Source organism: Alteromonas profundi, assembly GCF_010500865.1.
Taxonomy (GTDB): Bacteria; Pseudomonadota; Gammaproteobacteria; order Enterobacterales; family Alteromonadaceae; genus Alteromonas; species Alteromonas profundi.
In genome coordinates this window covers 33,000-53,703 of the sequence record NZ_JAAAWN010000029.1, presented here as the reverse complement: position 1 = coordinate 53,703, position 20,704 = coordinate 33,000, and the positions used below count along the sequence as shown (strand labels likewise).

20 protein-coding genes and 1 tRNA gene are annotated in these 20,704 nt (G+C 45.0%); 6 read left to right on the top strand and 15 right to left on the bottom strand.

The window, feature by feature from the left end; translation table 11 throughout:
* Nucleotides 1-167: 167 nt before the first annotated feature.
* The 3 genes from GTH32_RS16840 to GTH32_RS16830 form a co-directional block, all read right to left on the bottom strand.
* The gene (locus GTH32_RS16840) at nucleotides 168-1,466 is read right to left on the bottom strand and encodes an adenylosuccinate synthase (RefSeq protein ID WP_163087926.1); all 1,299 of its coding nucleotides are present in this window, start codon (nucleotides 1,464-1,466) and stop codon (nucleotides 168-170) included.
* A 183-nt stretch (nucleotides 1,467-1,649) separates the two neighbouring features.
* Nucleotides 1,650-1,832 carry a DUF2065 domain-containing protein gene (locus GTH32_RS16835; RefSeq protein WP_163087934.1) on the bottom strand — a complete coding sequence of 61 codons (183 nt, stop codon included), beginning with the start codon at nucleotides 1,830-1,832 and terminating at the stop codon, nucleotides 1,650-1,652.
* Nucleotides 1,833-1,835: 3 nt separating this feature from the next.
* Complete coding sequence (locus GTH32_RS16830; RefSeq protein ID WP_163087924.1) at nucleotides 1,836-3,020, bottom strand: aminotransferase class V-fold PLP-dependent enzyme; 1,185 nt, start codon at nucleotides 3,018-3,020, stop codon at nucleotides 1,836-1,838.
* 201 nt (nucleotides 3,021-3,221) lie between these two features.
* Here GTH32_RS16830 and GTH32_RS16825 point away from each other — a divergent pair, with 201 nt between their 5' ends.
* Complete coding sequence (locus GTH32_RS16825) at nucleotides 3,222-3,659, top strand: hypothetical protein (protein WP_163087922.1); 438 nt, start codon at nucleotides 3,222-3,224, stop codon at nucleotides 3,657-3,659.
* Nucleotides 3,660-3,747: 88 nt separating this feature from the next.
* On the opposite strand, the gene trxA is transcribed toward GTH32_RS16825, so the two are convergent.
* Entirely contained in the window at nucleotides 3,748-4,617 is an 870-nt protein-coding gene (gene trxA / locus GTH32_RS16820; RefSeq protein ID WP_163087921.1) for a thioredoxin, read from the bottom strand.
* Nucleotides 4,618-4,766: 149 nt separating this feature from the next.
* Between trxA and GTH32_RS16815 the strand changes: the two genes are divergently transcribed.
* Nucleotides 4,767-5,105 carry an Mpo1-like protein gene (locus GTH32_RS16815; RefSeq protein WP_163087919.1) on the top strand — a complete coding sequence of 113 codons (339 nt, stop codon included), beginning with the start codon at nucleotides 4,767-4,769 and terminating at the stop codon, nucleotides 5,103-5,105.
* A 159-nt stretch (nucleotides 5,106-5,264) separates the two neighbouring features.
* Here the strand turns inward: GTH32_RS16815 and GTH32_RS16810 are convergent, their stop codons facing one another.
* The 6 genes from GTH32_RS16810 to purE all read right to left on the bottom strand — a co-directional run bounded on the left by GTH32_RS16810 (nucleotide 5,265) and on the right by purE (nucleotide 9,406).
* Nucleotides 5,265-6,380: a PQQ-dependent sugar dehydrogenase gene (locus GTH32_RS16810; protein ID WP_163087917.1), complete on the bottom strand. Its 1,116-nt coding sequence runs from the start codon at nucleotides 6,378-6,380 to the stop codon at nucleotides 5,265-5,267.
* Between the two features lie 84 nt (nucleotides 6,381-6,464).
* Nucleotides 6,465-6,938, bottom strand: coding sequence for a Dps family protein (locus GTH32_RS16805; RefSeq protein ID WP_163087915.1), 474 nt, complete (start codon nucleotides 6,936-6,938; stop codon nucleotides 6,465-6,467).
* 161 nt (nucleotides 6,939-7,099) lie between these two features.
* On the bottom strand, nucleotides 7,100-7,579 hold the full coding sequence (locus GTH32_RS16800; RefSeq protein WP_163087913.1) for a copper chaperone PCu(A)C: 480 nt from the start codon (nucleotides 7,577-7,579) through the stop codon (nucleotides 7,100-7,102).
* A gap of 64 nt (nucleotides 7,580-7,643) precedes the next feature.
* Nucleotides 7,644-7,719: transfer RNA gene (locus tag GTH32_RS16795), tRNA-Thr, on the bottom strand.
* Nucleotides 7,720-7,778: 59 nt separating this feature from the next.
* Nucleotides 7,779-8,915, bottom strand: a complete 1,137-nt coding sequence (locus tag GTH32_RS16790; RefSeq protein ID WP_163087911.1) for a 5-(carboxyamino)imidazole ribonucleotide synthase — start codon at nucleotides 8,913-8,915, stop codon at nucleotides 7,779-7,781.
* Nucleotides 8,912-9,406 (bottom strand): 5-(carboxyamino)imidazole ribonucleotide mutase, encoded by a 495-nt coding sequence (gene purE / locus GTH32_RS16785; protein ID WP_163087909.1) that lies wholly within the window; start codon nucleotides 9,404-9,406, stop codon nucleotides 8,912-8,914. The genes GTH32_RS16790 and purE overlap by 4 nt, the downstream gene beginning before the upstream one ends.
* 228 nt (nucleotides 9,407-9,634) lie before the next feature.
* On the opposite strand from purE, the gene nhaA reads away from it, so the two are divergent.
* Nucleotides 9,635-10,912, top strand: coding sequence for a Na+/H+ antiporter NhaA (gene nhaA, locus GTH32_RS16780; protein WP_163087907.1), 1,278 nt, complete (start codon nucleotides 9,635-9,637; stop codon nucleotides 10,910-10,912).
* A 192-nt stretch (nucleotides 10,913-11,104) separates the two neighbouring features.
* On the opposite strand, the gene GTH32_RS16775 is transcribed toward nhaA, so the two are convergent.
* The gene (locus tag GTH32_RS16775; protein ID WP_163087905.1) at nucleotides 11,105-11,971 is read right to left on the bottom strand and encodes a DUF5694 domain-containing protein; all 867 of its coding nucleotides are present in this window, start codon (nucleotides 11,969-11,971) and stop codon (nucleotides 11,105-11,107) included.
* A 346-nt stretch (nucleotides 11,972-12,317) separates the two neighbouring features.
* On the opposite strand from GTH32_RS16775, the gene GTH32_RS16770 reads away from it, so the two are divergent.
* Both GTH32_RS16770 and GTH32_RS16765 read left to right on the top strand, forming a co-directional pair.
* Complete coding sequence (locus tag GTH32_RS16770) at nucleotides 12,318-13,055, top strand: hypothetical protein (RefSeq protein WP_163087903.1); 738 nt, start codon at nucleotides 12,318-12,320, stop codon at nucleotides 13,053-13,055.
* Between the two features lie 168 nt (nucleotides 13,056-13,223).
* Nucleotides 13,224-14,093, top strand: a complete 870-nt coding sequence (locus GTH32_RS16765; protein ID WP_163087901.1) for an alpha/beta hydrolase family protein — start codon at nucleotides 13,224-13,226, stop codon at nucleotides 14,091-14,093.
* A 5-nt stretch (nucleotides 14,094-14,098) separates the two neighbouring features.
* Here GTH32_RS16765 and GTH32_RS16760 read toward each other — a convergent pair whose 3' ends face one another.
* Both GTH32_RS16760 and GTH32_RS16755 read right to left on the bottom strand, forming a co-directional pair.
* Nucleotides 14,099-15,199: a DUF2855 family protein gene (locus GTH32_RS16760; protein ID WP_163087899.1), complete on the bottom strand. Its 1,101-nt coding sequence runs from the start codon at nucleotides 15,197-15,199 to the stop codon at nucleotides 14,099-14,101.
* 18 nt (nucleotides 15,200-15,217) lie between these two features.
* Nucleotides 15,218-16,633, bottom strand: a complete 1,416-nt coding sequence (locus tag GTH32_RS16755; protein ID WP_163087897.1) for an NAD(P)/FAD-dependent oxidoreductase — start codon at nucleotides 16,631-16,633, stop codon at nucleotides 15,218-15,220.
* A 98-nt stretch (nucleotides 16,634-16,731) separates the two neighbouring features.
* On the opposite strand from GTH32_RS16755, the gene GTH32_RS16750 reads away from it, so the two are divergent.
* The gene (locus GTH32_RS16750) at nucleotides 16,732-17,337 is read left to right on the top strand and encodes a TetR/AcrR family transcriptional regulator (protein WP_246223302.1); all 606 of its coding nucleotides are present in this window, start codon (nucleotides 16,732-16,734) and stop codon (nucleotides 17,335-17,337) included.
* Nucleotides 17,338-17,359: 22 nt separating this feature from the next.
* Here GTH32_RS16750 and GTH32_RS16745 read toward each other — a convergent pair whose 3' ends face one another.
* On the bottom strand, nucleotides 17,360-18,727 hold the full coding sequence (locus GTH32_RS16745; protein WP_163087895.1) for a TolC family protein: 1,368 nt from the start codon (nucleotides 18,725-18,727) through the stop codon (nucleotides 17,360-17,362).
* A gap of 3 nt (nucleotides 18,728-18,730) precedes the next feature.
* Nucleotides 18,731-20,704: a MacB family efflux pump subunit gene (locus GTH32_RS16740; RefSeq protein ID WP_163087893.1), complete on the bottom strand. Its 1,974-nt coding sequence runs from the start codon at nucleotides 20,702-20,704 to the stop codon at nucleotides 18,731-18,733.

Sequence of the window (20,704 nt, the reverse complement as noted above, 5' to 3'; positions counted from 1 at the left end):
TCCTTCAGACCCTGCCGTTAGCCAACAACGCCCTTGCCATTCGGATTATCTTCCCCTCAGTCAGGGTGATTCAGGTTTCTTCCAACCTGACGGGTTTGCCAGCTTCGCTGGGCAAACAAAAAAGCCGGCGCTTTTTAAGAGGCCGGCTTTTCATTATTACGTTTAACTTATGCGTCGTAAGGATGACGCATAATTATAGTTTCGTTGCGATCAGGGCCGGTAGAAACAATATCTACAGGTACGCCTGTTAGATGCTCAAGACGCTGAATATAATCTTTAGCCGCCTGTGGTAGCGCATCAAATGAAGTGACACCAAAGGTATTGTCACTCCAACCTGGCATTTCTTCATAAACCGGCGTTATCTTGTCATAACCATCAGCTGCCATAGGAGGCACATCTTTAACATTACCTTCAGCATCTTTATAGCCCACACAAATCTGTAAGCTATCTAAGCCATCAAGTACGTCAAGCTTGGTTAAGCAAAAACCGGTAATAGAGTTAATCTGCACTGCGCGTTTCATCGCAACCGCGTCAAACCAACCGGTACGACGTTTACGCCCTGTAGTAGCACCAAACTCGTGACCTTTAACACCAAGATGTTGACCAACATCGCAACCGAGTTCTGTCGGGAATGGGCCTGAACCTACGCGAGTCGTGTATGCTTTTACAATACCTAACACGTAATCTAATTTTAGCGGGCCAAAACCTGCACCTGTGGCAACGCCACCTACGGTAGTATTTGACGATGTAACATAAGGGTATGTACCGTGGTCGATATCTAGTAAGGTACCTTGGGCACCTTCAAACATGATAGGGATACCCGCTTTATCGGCTTTATCCAGTTCGTCGGTCACATCGACAACCATGGCTTTAAGAATATCAGCCACTTCCATTGCGCCTTTCAACGTTTCGTCAAAGTCCACCGCTTCTTCACCATAATATTGAGTTAGGGTGAAGTTATGTACATCCAATACTTCCTTTAGCTTGGCTGCAAAATCTTCTGCATGGAATAAGTCGCCTACACGTAAGCCGCGGCGCGCCACTTTATCTTCGTAAGCCGGACCGATTCCGCGGCCTGTAGTGCCAATGGCTTTATCGCCACGCGCTTTCTCACGTGCTACATCAAGTGCAATGTGATAGGGAAGAATAAGCGGACAAGCTTCACTAATTTTTAAACGCTCACGCACGGGAACCCCACGCTTTTCAAGCATGGTAATCTCTGTCATTAATGCGTCAGGGCTTAATACAACACCATTACCAATAATACAGGTAACATTGTCACGAAGAATGCCTGAAGGAATTAAGTGCAGTACGGTTTTTTCGCCGTCAATTACAAGAGTGTGACCCGCATTGTGCCCGCCTTGATAGCGAACCACGTATTTTGCGCGATCAGTGAGTAGGTCTACGACCTTGCCTTTACCCTCGTCACCCCATTGAGTGCCGAGTACCACAACGTTCTTTGCCATGAATCATATGTGTAAGAAAATTAGGCGGGGATTCTACAAAATTATGCGCAGATGATCATCTGTTTTTCGCACAAAAATACGTCAATCAAGCAGATCTGACCATTTGGCCAACCAACCTTAAGTTGAATATAGTTTGTAATACGCTGTTTTAATTACACAATACTTGCTCTACTAAAGTTTAATTCAGCTCGCATAGTAAAAAGCGATAACGCCAATTACAACCAAAATTCCGCCCATGCGTCGTAGGGAATTGCTTGGTTGCTGACTTAGGTGGAATAAATACGCCCGCCAGCGGCGGGGAAACAACAGCGGCCCTACTCCCTCAATAATAAGTACTAACGCTAACGCTGGCCATAACCATTCCATCATCTACGCGGTCCTATCCGTTTTTGCCATCATCGCGATGGCTGAAAGGTCGATACTCTCACAGGTATGGTACAGCCCAAACCCGAACCTAAGTTTATTACCCCGATGGTCGGTTAAAAGCCCTTGCTGCTTTAATTCATTGGCGATCCGCTGGGTTTGTTGCACATCAGGTAGCGTAAACGCCAGAAAATGCCCTCTAACACTTGGTTTTTCTACCACTAAGGCGTCGCTGTTTAACAGCGGGTGTTCGCATTGGTCGAGTTTGTGTAGAAAATCGGCTTGCAACGCCATAACGTAACGATTGATTTTACTTACTGTTAATTGCTCTTGTTCAAACAGCCGCAATACTGCTCTTAGGCGATAAAGCGCCGTAAAGTCCATAGTAGCACCCGCGAAGCGCATTCCGTCTTGACTGTATTGAACCTGCTGCGCGCGAGGTTTATCGAGCGCACCAAATTCGGCAAACCACCCTGTATAGGCTGGCCGTAACCGACAGTTAGGAGGGACATGCATAAAGCACGCGCCTTCTCCACCTTGGGCGTATTTATAGGCGCCAGCTAAATAGAACACACGATGGGCGATAGAGGACAAATCGGTAGACTTAGCCATAAACCCATGATAACCATCAATAACAATACGCGTATCATCGTTGGTAACGCTCTCAACTATACTGCTGAGGTCATCTACTACAAAGCCTGAATTAAAGAACACTTGGCTAAAGAACACCAAATCTGGGCTGTGTTCTTTTATTGCTTGAGTAAAACGCTGATTAAAAGTAGCAAAGGGTTCACTGGCCACAACCACAAGATTTACTCGTTTATCTTCATGTAAGCGGCTAACTTGGCGCTGAAAGCTGTGGAACTCAGAGTCGGTAGTTACTACTGTAAAGGGTTCTTTTTCCCTTAGCGTACTCATTACGCGGTACAGTAATTCGTGGGTGTTAGAGGCAAACACAATTTGCTGTGGATGCCCAGTGTTAAGCGTATCACTAATACGCTGCTGTAACTCAGGCACCAATGTGGCAAAGAAATACGACCACTTCTCATCTACGTATTTAGCGCTGTCATCCCAATACTCACACATAGCCTGGCGCGTGCAATCAGGCCAAAAATAGTGGCTGTGACAGGCATAATGCTGCTTAGGCGCAGTAGCTTGTAGAAAACCTTGATATAAGTGCTGGTATGCCATGACAGTCCTCGTAGGGGCATTGATTTTACATTGTTACAGTAGCAAAGGCCGAAAGTTAGCTAAATAGACAGCCTAATATTTCCCGTCGCTGAGTGTAAATAACAATTTCCCTTATAAATTCGCGACTTTTCCCCTTTCTCTGCTATACATAATTAAACGGTGTGCAAATTCGTGGGTTTGGTAAGTAAGGAAGTTTACGCTATGCGCTTTCCTCATTATGGAAACTACACCTTGGATATTTCAGGGAACGTGTTAGAAGTGTTTGCAACAGGTGCATGGAATTTAAAAACAGCACACATGTTTGTTGAAGAGATGCACGAGCTTACGCTTCGGTTTAAGGATAAACCATGGGCAGCCCTGATGGATGGTCGAAGGTGGGTTTTATCTACATCTGAGTGCCAGCAATGCTTAACCGAAGCGATTAAAGTAAATATTTCAAACGGGTTACGGTGTTCGGCTTACGTGCTAGATAGTGGCATGGTTAAACGTGCGCAGCTAGAGCACACACACCCCGCGAAAGATCATAGTTTTGCCCTACGGGGTTACGAAAGGGCCTACTTTACCCACTACTTTGAAGGTTTAAACTATCTGCACCAGCACGGCTTCTCACCTATAAAAGAAATAGGCGATAAGGGCTAGGCACTACGAGGTATAGACAAGGGTAAGGGCGCAAAAAATTCGCCCTTACCTTATGCGTTATTGCTTATTTTTGCCACTGAGTGCGGGTTTAATAAAGTAGCCCATACACTTTTCGGCGGTATTGAGATTTAAGGGGGTCACCATCTGCGAGTGCGCCAATCATATCGAGCATAATCTTACGCGCATCGCCAAAACTAAGTTCTTGTTTTAGTACGCTGTATAATAAAGGCAGCGCTTCATCACTTTTATTTGCTTGCTGCAGTTGTACGGCTAAATCAACCTTTAGTTGTAAGTCGTCAGGGTTGGCTTCTATTGCCGCTTGCAACTGACGAATTTCTGGTGTGTCAGCCGCTTGTTCTGCCAATTCAATTTTCCCTGCCAGTGTTTGGTAGCGTGCATCTTGGTCTACCAGCTTTATTTCTGACAATAACGCTTTCGCTTGCGCCATAGAGCCTGTCTCTATGTAGCAATCAATCAACATATATTTAGCGTCGATATTGTCAGCGTTTATCGCTAAAGCCTGTTTCGCTTCTGGTAGCGCTGCTGCGTAGTCGCCTTGTTGAATGGCCTTGCCCGCCGCCGCTAAATGCTCTGACTCAGGATTAGGTAAATACTTAGCTAATATCTCACGAATTTGCGCTTCTGGCTGCACTCCGGCAAAGCCATCAACAGGCTGTCCATTTTGCACAACCATGACAGTCGGTAGACTACGAATACCAAACTGGGCCGCAACTTCTTGCTGCGCTTCACAATCAACTTTAGCCAGTATTAGGTGTTGGGCGTGTTCCGCAGCCAATTTTTCCAAAATTGGCATAAGATCTTTGCACTGATCGCACCATTGCGCCCAGAATCCGATAAGGACAATCTTCTCCTGCGATGCTTGTACGATAATTTGTTGAAAGTTCTCTACAGTAATATCAACGATAGTTGCCGAATGATTTGCAACGAGATTATCCATAACGTTTAGCCCTTTACGGTTAAATTTTTAGAACAAGAATATGGGGTAGCTATTTAGAAAAAACAACCTCTTTGTTAGATACCTGCTCGGTTCTAAAGCATACTTGTGAAATTAATGTTAAATTAAAATACTCAACGATGGAGAAGAGCATGAATATAGACGCACAAACACAAACTCATTTTGATTCGTTTGCCGAATTTTACCCCTACTACCTAAGCGAACACGCGAACCTACGTTGCCGCCAGCTTCACTTTGTGGGCTCATGGCTAGTACTTGCAGTTATCCTCGCTAGCATAGTAACAGGAAGCTGGGCATTACTATGGTTTATTCCTGTCGTAGGTTATGGCTTTGCCTGGATAGGCCACTTCTTTTTTGAAAAAAACCGACCAGCGACTTTCCGCCATCCCTTGTATAGCTTACTTGGTGATTGGGTAATGTTTAAAGACATACTTACAGGCAAGATAGCGCTGACAGCAAAAAAAGCGTGAGTTTATTTACGTCGTACAAGAGAAGTTTTATAGCGAACATTAAGGTAGAAAAAGTGCATATGCCAAGGCTTCCTCTTTATGTACTGCGCTTATTTACCTTAAAAAGCGCAGTACATAACATTAAACAGCCTCGCTGTTATGCGTTTTTTATGCCCTTTGTTACTGGGCTGGGGTAAGCTTTAATACTTTCCCTTCGGGCGCATCGGTAAGCACATAAATAGCTCCCTTAGGCCCTACTTCCACATCGCGTATGCGTGCGCTACTGTCGCGCAGATATTCATGCTGATTACCTGGCGCGTCGTCTGCCACTTCAATTCGTCTTAAATGAGTAAACTTTAGTGAGCCGACTAACAGGTCGCCTTGCCATTGGGGAAACATGTCGCCGTAGTAGAATGTCATGCCACTTGGCGCTATTGAAGGATCCCAGTAAAGCCAAGGTTGTTCCATGTCTTTCATATGGGTTTTGTCACTAATAACCTCACCACTGTAATCAATACCATAAGTAATAGTAGGCCAACCATAGTTTGCCCCTTTTTTAAGAATATTGACTTCATCTCCCCCTTTTGGCCCGTGTTCCATTGCCCACATGGCACCAGTTTCAGGATGCATAGTAATGCCCTGAACGTTACGGTGCCCATAACTATATACTTCAGGTGCGGTACCGTCAGTAAAGGGGTTATCTTCAGGAACACTGCCATCTTTATTAATGCGCACTATGGTGCCGAAGTGGTTTCCAGGGTTTTGCGCTTCTTTCATATATTTGTAGCGGTCGCCCAAGGTTACAAACAGGGCTTCATTTTGATCAAAGGCTAGACGACAGCCAAAATGGAAACCGTTGTCTATTAGCGGCGAGGCAGTAAAAATAACCTCTACATCCGCTAGTGCGTTATCGGTAAGTGTTGCTTTAGCTACGCTACTACTGCTCCCTCCGTCACCGGGTTGACTGAAGCAAAAATACAGGGTGTTATTTGAAGCAAAATCTGGGTCTACTGCGATATCTAGCATACCGCCTTGGTTATTAGCGACAACCTCTGGAACGTTGGCTAAACGGTCAGATAAAACTCCATCCGCAGAGAGAATACGTATGCCGCCGGGGCGTTCGGTGACGAGCATATCGCCATTGGGCATAAATGCCATGCCCCAAGGATGGGCCAAGCCTTCTGCGAGTGTGGTTGTGGTAAATAGACTATCATTTTCTTGCGATAACACTGGCTGGTAGAGCCCAGCCAGCGTTAGACTACATAATGTAAGTAGTTTAGTTGCTGTACGTGTCATCTCGCGTCTTTCCCATATCAGTTAAATGTCACTCGCTTGACGTGATCTGGGCTGCCTGTAAAGATGCACGCCTTAGCGTAGCAGTTAGCGAGGAAGCATTGCTCGCAGCATCCACGCTGTTTTTTCATGCACACGCATGCGATCGCCAATAAGTGCAGCGGATGATTCATCATCTGCATCTTGTGCTAGTTTTAGCGAGTCACGGCACGTTTTCACCACTTGCTCATGCCCGTGGGTTAGTAATGCCACCATTTCGTGCGCTTCTGGTACCCCTTCCACCTCATCGATAGCACTAAGTTCAGCAAATGCCTTATAAGTACCCGGGGCAGCAACGCCTAACGTACGAATACGTTCAGCAATCTCATCTACCGCTTCGGCAAGTTCCGTATAGTGCTCTTCGAACATCAGGTGTAATTCGCGAAACTGAGGTCCTTCCACATTCCAGTGAAAATTGTGGGTTTGAAGGTAAAGCGTATAAGAGTCAGCCAGTATTTTTTTAAGGCCTTCTGCCACCGCACCACGATCGTGTTCTGAAATACCAATATCAATATTTTTCATTTATCACTCCTTTGTCTCACATTCTGTTCAACTGCATATTCATCAGGTAAAAAGAAAACAAATTAACTTTATTAATAATACTCTACTACGGCGAGGTTAGTTTATTCTTTCTCACAATTAACCTCATAGGATTAATCGATTACTGCCTTTAGCATACATAACTAGTGATGATGGTTGCCCTCGCCCTTTGAAGATTTCACTGGCAGTATAAGCACTATGGGCTCATGCTGTTCAAGGTGGAGGGTAAGCTCAACGTCTTCACCTGCCTCTAAGCCATTAGCCAAGCCTATTAACATGACATGGTAGCCGCCAGGCATAAATTCAACGATATCATGTGCATTAATTGTAATACCCTCTTTTATTTGGCGCATTTGCATCATGTCATTTTGCATTTCACTCGTATGCATTTGCGCATCACTGGCCACGGCGCTATCCACGCTTACACGAGCTAACCTAACATCCACGCCGCTGGCATTGTGTATAGTAAAGTACACTGCGGCTGTTTTGGCCATAGGAAAAGTGGCTCGTACATAGCCATCGCTGACAGTAATGTCGGGGGTTGATTGCGGGGTACACCCTAATAAAGTAAACCCAATCAATGTTGCAGCTAGCCATTGTGATAGAAATTGAAATTTAGGCATGTGGAAACTCCCAATAATAGATGGAAGTTAGTGTACGGGAGGAAACAGCAATAAAAAAGGAAAATGGTGCCGACTGCCGGAATCGAACTGGCGACCTACTGATTACAAGTCAGTTGCTCTACCAACTGAGCTAAGTCGGCACACTAGGAGTCCGCTGCGTTAACAGCGGACGCGTATTCTATAGCGAAGGGGGTGTTTGTCAACCTTTTAATCGGTTGGCTTCTTCGGTTAGTTTCGGAAAGTATTCTAACGGAAGAAACTGGCTTAAAGCGGTAAGCTTTTCGCCCAATGCATTGTAGCTTGGAGCCGTAACGTTGATGTGCCCCATTTTACGTTTTTCGCGCACCGATTTGCCATACCAATGAAGGTGGCTGCCATCAATGCTTAGTAGCTCTCGTGAAAAGCTACCACACCCAATAATGTTTACCATTGCGCTTGGCCCAATAGCACTTGTGTCACCTAAGGGTAAGCCGCATACCGCGCGTAAATGGTTTTCAAATTGACTGGTCACCGAGCCCGATTGTGTCCAGTGCCCGGAATTGTGGACCCGTGGCGCAAGTTCATTGACCAATAACTTATCACCGCACTGAAATAACTCTACCGCGAGCACGCCCACGTAATCCATGCCTTCTGCTAGCGTAACGAAAATGTCGTGAGCCTGTGTTTGAAGTGCTTCATTTACCTCTGTGGCGGGGGCAACTGAAACATGCAATTGGCCTTGATGGTGGAGGTTTTCAGCAAGGGGGTAAGTGCGAATTTCGCCTTGTTTATTGCGCACACCTATTAACGATAGCTCCCGGTCAAAGTCGACCATTTTTTCTACCACTAAAGGCACGACTTCAAGGTTCAAGCTGGCCAAACTTTTCTTTAGGCTAGGAAGCTCACTTTCATCGGTAAGACGCCACTGACCGTAACCGTCGTAACCATCGCGGCTGGCTTTTAGAATAAGTCTGCTACCTAGCTCAGTAATACATGCATCAAGGTCATCTAGCTGGGTAACAATGCGGTGCATACAGTTGGCCACGCCCATTGATTGTAAAAGCTTTTTCTCACGCACCCTATCGGCACCCACAAGAATACTGGCAATATCGGGCATAAGTTTGCCCGTTTTCGCAGCTTCGTCGAGTAATCGTTCAGGCACGTGCTCAAACTCAACGGTAAGCGCATCGGCACTTTCCAGCGCTTGCGATAAGCTAGTGTCTAAGGGGGTTTTGCTTACAGGGTGTACAACAGTATCTGTGTTAACGTCTACCGCCTGAACGTCAATGCCCAATGGCGCCCCCGCTAAATACATCATTTGTGCGAGTTGGCCTGAACCATAAACCACCACACTCATTCGTCTAACTCCAAGGTGTTACTTGACGCTAATACAGTGTCGGTCTGTTTTTGCCTAAAGGCGATAATAGCATCACGTACGGCTTCATCCTGTAACGCTACTACTTGTGCAGCCAACAAGCCTGCGTTGGCTGCGCCCGCTTCACCTATGGCTAACGTACCTACCGCCACGCCTTTTGGCATTTGTACGATAGACAATAACGAATCTAAACCGCTCAACGCTTTTGACTGAACAGGGCAACCAAATACGGGCAAATGAGTATGCGCCGCTATCATGCCCGGTAAGTGGGCAGCCCCACCAGCGCCGGCGATAATCGCACTGTAACCTTGCGCAGCCGCTTCCTCCGCAAAGGTAACCAGTAAATTGGGGGTTCTATGGGCGGAAACTACTTTCGCTTCGAACTCGACACCAAACGACTTCAGCATTTTTGCGGCCTGTTGCATGGTAGGCCAGTCTGAAGTTGAACCCATGACTATCGCGACTTTTGCCATCTAGAAATCCTCAGGGAGTAATAAATTGGATACGCTGGAAAAGCTCGCGATTGTAGCCTAATTTAAAGCTAAATCCCACTGATAAGCCGTAAGTGATCTATCGGAACTCGGCGGTACGTATTAACGAAAAGTAATATAAACAGTAAAACCCAATAAATCTTTACCTCTAAAAAAGTAGGTTTTTAGGTTATTGCATGGCGCTTGGGTCGGTGAAAGGAGTGCGAAACCATGTCAGAACAGCATAAGCCTGATGCATTAGATGAAGTACTAGTGGAAGTCCAAGAGGTCGTATCCGACTTTTTAAATCGAGAGGCGGCACCGGGCATCTTACTTATGGTGGCAACGGTTCTCGCGCTTGTCATAGCAAACTCCCCCCTTAACCCCCTATACGAACAATTCGTTAGCCTACCGGTGCAAATATCGGCGGGTACATGGGCGATTGATAAGCCCCTATTACTGTGGATAAATGATGGCTTAATGGCAATATTCTTTTTTCACGTGGGACTAGAGTTAAAAAGAGAGGTGTGTGAAGGCGAACTTGCCAACCCGAAAGACATCGTCTTACCCGCCGCCGGTGCAGTGGGCGGTATGATATTACCCGCTATTATTTATGTTGGTATTAACTGGGGCAACCCTGCCGCTATGGCCGGCTGGGCGATACCCGCGGCCACCGATATCGCCTTTGCTCTAGGCGTACTGGCACTGCTAGGAAGTCGGGTTCCTGCCAGCTTGAAGGTATTTTTAGTCACCTTGGCCATTATTGACGACATTGGGGCCATCGTTATTATCGCGCTTTTCTACACTAACCATATTACCGCTGGCGCACTATTTGTAGCAGCCGGCTGCTTGGTAGTTTTGTGGGAAATGAACCGTAGAAATGTGGTAGACCTCCCCCCCTATATTCTAGTGGGGCTTTTATTGTGGGTGGCTATGCTCAAATCGGGCGTACACGCTACGTTGGCGGGGGTAGTATTGGCCGCATTCATTCCTATGCGTGACCCTAAGCAACAAACCTACTCTCCCGTTACCCATTTAGAACACAGCCTCAATGGTACCGTTAGCTTTGCCATTTTGCCCCTTTTTGCCTTTGTGAATGCGGGGATTAACTTTTCGAATATTAGTCCTGAAGGTATTTTTCATCCTGTGACCTTTGGTATCTTTTTAGGCCTTGTATTAGGTAAACAGGTAGGGGTATTTGGTTTTTGCTACCTAATGGTAAAACTAAAACTTGCGAGCCTGCCAAGAGACCTTAATTTAAAGCATATTTATGGCTGTGCAATGCTATGCGGGGTAGGTTTCACCATGAGCTTATTTATTGGCGGGCTCGCTTTTCAGGAAACCGGTATTAACCAAATGTTTGATGAGCGAGTGGGGATCCTTGCAGGTTCATTAGTGTCGGCTATTTTAGGCTACTTGGCCTTGTATTTTATTGGTAGCCCCTCCGATCCAGACACTAAGCCAGTGGCGCCTAATGCCTCTAAGTTAACTGGTAATACTGTGGAATAAGCAGAGACCAAGACCGAAATGCAGTAAACCAAGTTCGGGTTACATCATCAACTCCCGTCTGCAAAGGTATATCTGGGAGACGGGTTATGGGAGAGATCCTTTTTTCAACGACCTACCTGTAGCGGCTCTTTTAATAGTTCCCCCCGCTAGCGTCGCGCTAAAGGGGGTACACAGAGTATAATTCTCTTTATACTAACTTTCGGGCGCATCTAACAAGTAATCGCTTAGCTCAACCCTATGATATTCGGGAGAAGCATCAAAAAAAGTATTGAGCAAGTTCATATGGCCCGCGCCATATATAACCACCACTCTATCACCTGGCTTTGCCCCTATACGCTGTATATTTCGAAAAATACGAAGATTCCGGTTAAACCAACGACCCGTTTCAAAGTCTACACCAAAATAGTCTCCTTCCTTAAATTCATACTTAAAGTGTCCTATCAAGTAATTTCCTAATGAATCTTGGATACGCTGGGGATCATTTAATGCCAGTAATTCTGCTGCAATTCCTTCGCTTTTATATAGGGGGTTAGTAGGTGTATAGCGTAAATGTGTATCGGGGTTATTTTTATAGAATTCTGCGAACGATCGCGTCTTTTCTTCATCTTTTATCGCTAATTCAACATTTTCATAATTACTTCCCCAAGCATCCACCGCATAGATTTGGTTAAGGTCATTGGTATTGGCAAGCCTAAAGCCAAGTTGATAGACCTCTGAGCGTGGTAGGGAAAATGTTCCTCTTTTGTATTGCTGATAACTTTCTTGTAGACCTTCACGCTTGGCATAGGCGTGTTCAACCACCACGTGAGTAGGATTAAAATTCGATAGCTGCGTAACTATGGCATCTAATTGCTGCTGGTATTTATCCTCTGTTACATCAATTTGCTCGCCTTTTTCAATTTTGACTACATCTAAGTTAGGAAAATTGAAATGAAAAGTCCCCACTGTGAGTACATCTATCGTCTGCGCGGAAACGAATGAAGAAAATAAGAAGGTAGAAATTAGGGCGCTTAATTTATAAATCATAGTACCAATATATTTGCTAAATTTTAGCGGCATTATAGAGTCCTGTAGTTCAAAGCGAAAAACAGATAAGTAACTATTTGTTTCAATAAAATACGAGTCAAAATAGACATAAGGGCATCTTCAAAGCTACGAGATAACGTTAGGCCTAACACCTTCTGATATCCGCGTTAATATCAGACCAACGTAAAGCTAAATGAAAAAGACGGACACGGGGAACGCCCAACAAATGTAAATAAAATGTCAAAAAACCTTACACTAAAGTATAACAAGAGGAATTAAGTGGTTGATTTTTAGTATTTTTATTTATTGGTCTAATTTGTGCTTTTGAAGGCTGTGGCGAGAAGAACTCCACATATCTCCTCATAAAAAGGATAGCCTGATGAAAAATACAATAAAATATCTATTGCTTACCGGTTGCTTTATGCTGCCTACCATTGCCTCTGCAGGACTAGTTACAAATACGTTTGACTCACCTGATCTTTCTGCATGGCAGACCGATAGGTGCGCCCCCGATAACGTAGCAGTTACCGGAGGTGAATTGGTCTTAACCATAGACGCGCAATCGTCTTGTCTAACTCAAATCGGTTTTTACCATACCCAAGGTATAAAATTGGACATTGGTGAAGCCAACTTCCTGTCGGTAGACATGTACGTGGACAGCGCTTGGACCGATCAAGCACGTTTCGCGGGAATTTGGGGCGTTTTATATGACAGCAATGACACGATTTCAAATTACCCAATACTCGAATTTCAACTGCCAGACTTAACATCCGCAGCAAATGGTGGCTTTGATGTATGGGATAGCGTTCACGGAGGCTGGCTTGATCTATTAGCAACGGTATTTAACTTAGATGGATGGAACACACTGAGCATGTCGCTAATGGACGGATTTGTAACATATACGGTAAATGGAAATGTGTTAGCCAGGGTGGCTGACACGGATAGTGCCTACATTGGCGAGGTGATCCTAAACGCCAAAAACGAAGAGGCGGGTTACACCGTTCGATATGACAACCTTACTTATAACACCATACCTGTGTCAGAACCTGCAATGTACATGGTACTGCCGCTTATTTTAGCGGGGCTTGCAGCGCGCCGAAAACTGACATTGCAGTAATGTTGAAACGCCGCTTTACTGCGGCGTTTTCTAACGCCACTCACTTTCGTCTACGTTCTTTTCCTATTCCGCTATAGTCAATAATCACGAAAATAAATATTGGCTTTATTGCAATTTATTGAGAGGCGCGCTTTACTGGTAAGACCAGAAGAATTTAGGTTTTTACTTATGCCGAGCAATATTGCGGTTAAAGATATTTGTATTGTTTGTAAGGATGATTTCCCACTAGCCGCCAGTCTATATACTCCCTCGACACCTGTTAAAGGGGCGATCATGGTTGGGCCTGCCACCGGCATAAAGCGTCAATTTTACAGTGCGTTCGCTACTTATTTAACCCATCAAGGCTTTGCAGTTATTACCTTTGACAACCGAGGTATAGGTGAGTCTTGCAGTAAAAACGTAAAAACCTGTGAGGCATCGCTCGTTTCGTGGGGTAGTCAAGATATGCCTGCTGTGCTTGAAACACTTAAGTCACAGTTTCCTAATGTTCCTTATTTTTTAATGGGTCATAGTGCCGGCGGCCAGTTACTCGGCCTTATGTATAACGTACATGACCTAACCGCGTTTTGTAACTTTGGAAGCTCTTCGGGAAGTTTACGGAACATGCGTAAGCGCTATTTATTAAAAGCACACTTTTTTATGAATTTTTATATTCCCCTTAGCAACCTTATTTTTGGTCATACTAAGTCGCAATGGGTAGGTATGGGTGAACCTTTGCCTAAAAAAGTCGCGCGCCAATGGCAAAAGTGGTGTAACGGCAAAGGCTACGTGAAAACAGGTTTTGGCAGTGATATTCAGCAGCACTATTACAACAATATACAATTACCCTCTAAATGGTTACTGGCTAGCGACGACGATATTGCTAACCTTCACAATGTACACGACATGATAAGTGTTTTCCCCAACATAAAAGCTGAAGTAGAAGAGTTAGAGCCGCGGGACCATGATGTAAGAGAAATTGGCCACATGCGGTTCTTCTCTCGAAAGTGTCAACATCTGTGGCCAAAAGTAACTGATTACTTTATTCGCTATAGTTAGAGCTTTTACTGACAATTTACTAGGGTATAAATCATCCCGGTATCTGCTGGGATACCGCCTTGGCAATGTACGGGAAAATCATTACTTAAAGCAGCTAAACCTTTTTGCTCCTGTACCTTAAGCCATGTGCTACTCCACGCCATTGCGTTGAATATAAATTCGGCACTAAGTTTTTGGTATGCCCCCGCACCTATGTCACGCATTCTTTGCTGAATATGAGCCGGGGCAAAGAAAAACTCATCTTCGCCATCACTTGCGATGGCATCTTGCCAGTGGGTTAAGCCCACATTGATATAGCGAGTGAGATGATCGCCCAAAATACTTTTAAGGTTTTGCTTTACTGTCGCGTTACCCGACATGTCGATAATTATGGTTGGCTTTAGCGCTATTTCGTCTAGCCGATCATAGCCTAAAACCTCACTATAAATGTTCAAAGATTCCAGAGTATCAATTCTATTTGGCGAAGTTATGCCAATGGCTGGGTTATCACTTTCTTTAAGTGCATAAGCCAAACCTAAACTTGTCTTGCTAGATGCACTAAGTATTAGTACCTGTTGCCGTTTTATAGTATCTATACCCTCAACGACTTCTGCTAAACAAAACGACGTTGCATAGAGGGGCCAAAGCAGCATTTGCATACTTTCTTGCGTTTTCTGCTTTGCTTGCTCACTCGCGTTTACGTCATTTGAAAGCGTAGGCAACGGCCGGTAAATATTATACCCTTGAGGGAGAGATTGCCGGTGGCTACTAGTGTCAATTAGGTTAGTGTTACTTAGCGATATATCACTCATCACAAGATGACTAGCGGGGGGAAAATACCCAAAATATCGGCTTCCTATAGGTACGTCATCGCTGTTAGAACGAACTACACGCCCTACCCCCCATACGGGTATCACGCCCCAATTACTCTCTTTTGACGCGCCTATCGCAGGGAAAAACTCCCAGTACCCAAGCTTTTCGCCCACCATGTAGTAAGTTAGATTATTCGCCGTAAAAGCAAATCGCTCTACTTCGAACACGATATGGCCTTCGGGTGTCACGTTTTTATCTGAGATCGCCACTCGGTATTCTTCTATATTCGTTTTATCTACCTGAAACTGTTGCATCCGTATTTACCTATTCAATTATAATTGGCCTGTCGCTTTAAGCTCATGCATATAACCCATAAGTTTTTGCATCGCCGGTGCTGCCGCGCCCTTTAAGCGGCCTAGCACTTGTAACTTTTCAATGTCATCTTTCGCCACGTTATGAACAATACGAGAAAAACCATCAAGGCGGCAGTCATGTATCCAGCGTCTTAATTCCTCATCTTCGCTCCACACCTTCATGTTTCTTAGCATGGCGGCTGTCATCGGTAACCAATCAATATCACGGTTAGGTAATGGCACCACTTGGGTTAAATATTGCTTTTGCTTCTCGTCGGTATACGCCGCTTCTACATGCGCTATAAGTGCGGCGCTAAACACTGGCTGATAAGCGCGTACTGTCTGCGGGGTGATAGTTTCGCCGTTAAATACAGGCTTAATGGTGAGGTTAGTGAGCGCCGATGCAGAACAATCTATAACTAGGGCATTATCTGGCATGTTCCAACAGGCGCCGTCAAACTCTAACGCTTCTTTGGAAATATGCTTTACCCGCCCCTGTCTTATTACAGAAGATAAGGTACGTAGCGCTTCTAACTCTCGTTCGCTGACTGTTGCACCATGAAACATGCTAGGGCGGACCGATTCATCTATACGTAACAGCACACCGCTTGCGGCTAACTTATCAAACATATCTTCAATAGATTGGGAACCGGCGATGGCCTCCATTTGGTTGGCCTGCGCCCCTATGGTATTAAAGAAAAAATCATCTAAGGGCTGGGTATTTTTACGGTTTAACAGCCACGCGTCCCGGGAGATTACCCAATGAATATTAGCCGGCGCCACGCGATTTTCCAGTAGCCATAAGCAGGTGTCGATACCTGTTTTTCCGCCCCCAATGACTACGTAATTGTCGTAATGGGCTATATGTTGAGTAACCGTATTAACCGGGGTAAAAGCAACATCATCATCGCGCGTAAAGCTAGGAGTATGTGTCAATGGGATACTGGTATTCAAATAGGTAGCATCTACAATTTTTTTCTTAATCCTAACCTCATAATTTTTTCCGTTAACAAGTGATGAAAATTGTTTGCTACCTTTGTATTCGCACAAGGGAAAGTACTGCACTCGCCCACTCGGTAAAAAGGTTTCGTTCATAACGGCATCAAAATAAGCACTCACTTCTTGCCCCGATGCTAAGCCCATTAACCCTTCATTCAAGCCACATTTATCGATAACACCGCGATTTAATTCTCGTGAACAGACACCATAGAACGCGGAAGGCTGGTGCAAGGTGACAAATGGATAGGCTAAATTCCAGTGCCCGCCGGGTTTAGCATATTTATCGACTATAACAATAGTGGCGTCAGTTTCGTGAAGTAATACATCGGCAAAGGCCATTCCTACCGCGCCTGATCCCACAACTAAATAATCGCAAGTTAAATGCTCAGTTTTCATATATAGTGTCCTTAAATTTACCCTGCGGGCAGGCAGGAAATGAAACATTCAATTAATATAACAGCGTTATAATCAACCTTACATAACGGTGTTATATTATGCAACATGTAAATGATGTGTTAATGAAAAAAGATACGCGACAGAAAATATTATCTGCGGCTTCAGCGCTGTTTTTAAAAGGCGGTACAAATGCGCTAAGCGTGCGGGCTATTGCCGATGGCGCGGGTATGTCTACCATTGGTATATACAGTCACTTTAAAGGTAAACAGGGGATCTTAGATGCCCTTTATATCGAAGGGTTTGAATTAGTAGAACAAGCGATGAAAGCCGCTCAAGGGGGGACAGCATCCGAAAGGGTGATTAACGCATGTGAACGTATTCTGGCATTTTCCGAATCTAATGCCGCGCACTACCACCTGATCTTTGCGTCTAATTTAAAAGACTACACCCCATCAGACGAAGCAATAGAAGCAGGAAAAAAAGCCTTTATAACCTTAACAAAGCTTACCGCAGCGCTAATCAAAAAAGACCTTTTAATCGAGCAAAAACAAGATTTGGCCATGCAAATATGGGCGTTAAACCACGGTTACATTTCGCTTAATCAACACGAAATTAGCAAACGTATTGAGTGGAATAATTGGAAAGACCGCGCGCTACGCGCTATTCAATTGCATGTAAATGCTCTTGAAGCCTCTTATGAGTAATTTGAAGTCTGTTACCTTCAAACTACGACTTAGTTATGTTTGCGCCCGCCGATTCTCGGTACGTGGCGATGATGGAAGATAGCACCGCTTGATGACTATTGATCACAGACTGTCTCGCGGAAAAAAAGCTGCGTTGAGCATTAAGCAAATTAAGAAAGTCCGTATCTCCCGCTTTATAGCGAATGTTGGCAAGGCGATATAGCTGTTCATTATTTTCAAGAGAGGCTAAAGCATAGCGGTAATTTTGCTTTTGATACGCTAGGGTAGTTTGGCTATTTAGCAATGCCTCAATGGCATTTAATACTCCCTGTTGATACTGCATTATTGCTAGATCAACATCGGTTTGCGCTGCTTTTTCGGCGGCTTCTAAACGCCCGCCATCAAATAAGGTAGCGGCCGCGCTAATTGCAGCGCCCACTGTCCATCCCTTCGCTAAATCGAATAAGTCGTTCACCCCTATATCTGCGCTCAGGTTTAAGCCGGGCAGGCCTGCAACACTCGCTTCATAAAAGGTCAAATCAGCTTGTTTAAACTGTGCAATAGCAAGCTGAATATCTGGGCGCCTTCGCAATACATCTGCACTAAGCGCTGGCACTAAACTGGGTATGGTAAAATCTGCCAGCGATAAACTGTGTGAAGGACGCTGCATACTTTCGTTACCCAGCAATACTGCAAGCGCTCTTTCATTGAGGGTGAGGCTGTTGGTTAATCTTAGTACTTCAGTTTCTGCGTTAATGAGCGTATTCCTTTGTTGGGATACTTCAATACCCGATGTATCGCCTTCTTCAAAACGGATCTGAACCAACTTAAGGAGTTCTTTGCTTATTTCGACATTTTGTATTGCGATATCTAACTGCGCTTTTAAGGATACCTGCTCAATCAGGGTATTGATAAAAAGCGCTTGTATATCAAGTAAGGTATCCACATATTGATATTGAGCAGCATCTACCCCTAGCTGCCTACTTCGCTGTTGCGCCTCTCGCGTTCCCCAAATATCGGCATCATACGTTGCCCCAATGCTACCGGTAGATGAATGGCTTGAATGCCCTCCCTCTACGTCTCTAGCACTGCGGCCCGATAACCGAGCTGTCATTGTCGGGAGATCGCCAGCATTCGCTTGTGCCAATAGATACTGAGCCCGCTGAACGCGTTTTTGCGCCTGCGATAAATTTAAGTTTTGGTTTTCAAGCTTTGCCATCAAGGGTTCAAGCTCGTGCACTTCGAACACTTTCCACCATGTCGTGGAAATAGCCTCGGTAATTACGTTAGGGTTATTGTCATTAAAAGCGTGGGCATTGGGCACAGGTAAGTCAGTAGAGGGGGAATAGGCACACCCTGTCAAAGAGGCCGTAAAAACAATTCCACAACAGATTAATTTAACTAAGCGCATGGTCTACTCCTCTGCCAGTGCGTCGATAGGGTTTAACCTAGAGGCCTTTTGCGCAGGCGCATAACCAAACACAAGCCCAACCGCTAACGATGTGACAAACGCTAATACAGGTGGCATAAGCGTATAGGCGACAGGAATGTTTAGCGAAGAAACGATAAGTACAACAATATAGCCCAGTAAAATACCAAATAGGCCACCTAAGACGCATACCACCCAGGCTTCAATATTAAATTGACGTAAAATATCACGTGGCTTAGCGCCTGTAGCGATACGAAGGCCGATTTCCCGTTTTCGTTCAGAAACGTTTACCAACATGATATTCATTACTCCTATCCCGCCGACAAATAACGAGATGGCTGCGACTGAAGCCAGTAACCAAGTGAGGGTGTCTTGTGTTTCAGTTACCGCTTCAACGAGTGACTCTGTGGTACGAACCATTACATCTTCTTGACCGTGGCGCGCAGTTAACAAAGCAAGAACTGCGTCCCTTACTTCGGTTGCTACCTCAGTGCTTTGCGCTTTAATGGTAATACTGCTTAGATAGTCACGACCAAATACCTTTAACCGGCCGGTTGTTACAGGAATAAGAACTTCATCATCCATGTCGTTGCCGCCAGCGCTTGCACCTTTTGAGTTCAACACGCCAATCACTTGGTAAAAGGCGTTTTTCATAAGTATGTATTCGCCTACGGCTCGGTACTTATCTGCAAATAACGTTTCGGCTACCGTATTGCCTATTACAACCACAGGGGCGTAAGCTGCAACATCTTCTTCGGTGAAAAAAACGCCTTGCGCCATTTCCCAATCTTTTACATGAAAATAGTCTGGCGTAGTGCCAGTGATACGTCCCGAGAAATCATTTTCACTGTAGCGAATGGTAGCTCTTGCACTTCTTTCTGGCGCTACATACGCAACGCCTGCAATGCCTTTTAGCGCATTTGCATCGTCTAAGGTTAATGAGGCTATATCGCCGGAGGCCCGCATATTTTTGCCCCCCGGGCGAACCGATATAAGGTTTGTACCTATCGTTTCTATACGCTCAAGTACTTGCTGCTTTCCCCCTTCGCCTATGGCCATCATCGTAACTACCGCGGCCACCCCAATAATAATCCCCAGCAATGTCAGCAAGGTTCTAAACCAATTCATTTTAAGTGCGCTAAACGCCATAAAAAGTGCGGATAACAGGGATATACTCGGATAGGGTTTTATCGCTACATTGGCACGCGTATTCCCCTCATCAGTTAGTGACTTTTTAACGCCAGAAGAGGGACAGTGATCAGTTTGCGTCTTTTTACTGTCGGCGACAATCTTTCCATCTAGAAGGTGTATTTGCCTGTCTGCGTGCTCTGCAACGGCGTTATCGTGGGTTATAAGAATGATTGTCACGCCCTCTGCGTGTAACTCTCGAAGCAAGGCAAGCAACTGTTCTCCACTGGTAGAGTCTAGTGCGCCGGTAGGCTCATCGGCTAATATAACTTCTGCGCCATTGATTAAAGCACGAGCCACTGACACGCGCTGTTGCTGTCCGCCCGATAGCTCATTAGGCTTGTGACCTTTTCGTGAAGAAAGTCCAAGTTTATCCAATAAAGACTGGGCTTTTTGGGTGCGCTCATCAGTAGAAGTACCACTATAAATGGCCGGTAATGCAACATTTTCAGTGGCATTCAATGATGACAATAGTTGATATCGCTGAAACACAAAGCCGAAGGTTTTAAGACGAAGTGCCGAGAGCTGATCTGGGTTTAACGTTGCAACAGATTGACCGTGAATACGATAAACCCCTTTCGACGGGGTATCTAAACACCCTAATATATTCATTAGCGTAGATTTACCCGAGCCGGACTGCCCCATAATCGCAACAAACTCACCTTTTTCAATAGACAAAGAAACCTTATCTAGCGCAGTTACTTCAAAATCGCCAGCCTTACTCTGAGCCCCGTAATGACGCGATACATTTTCAAGGTGGATGAGCGACAT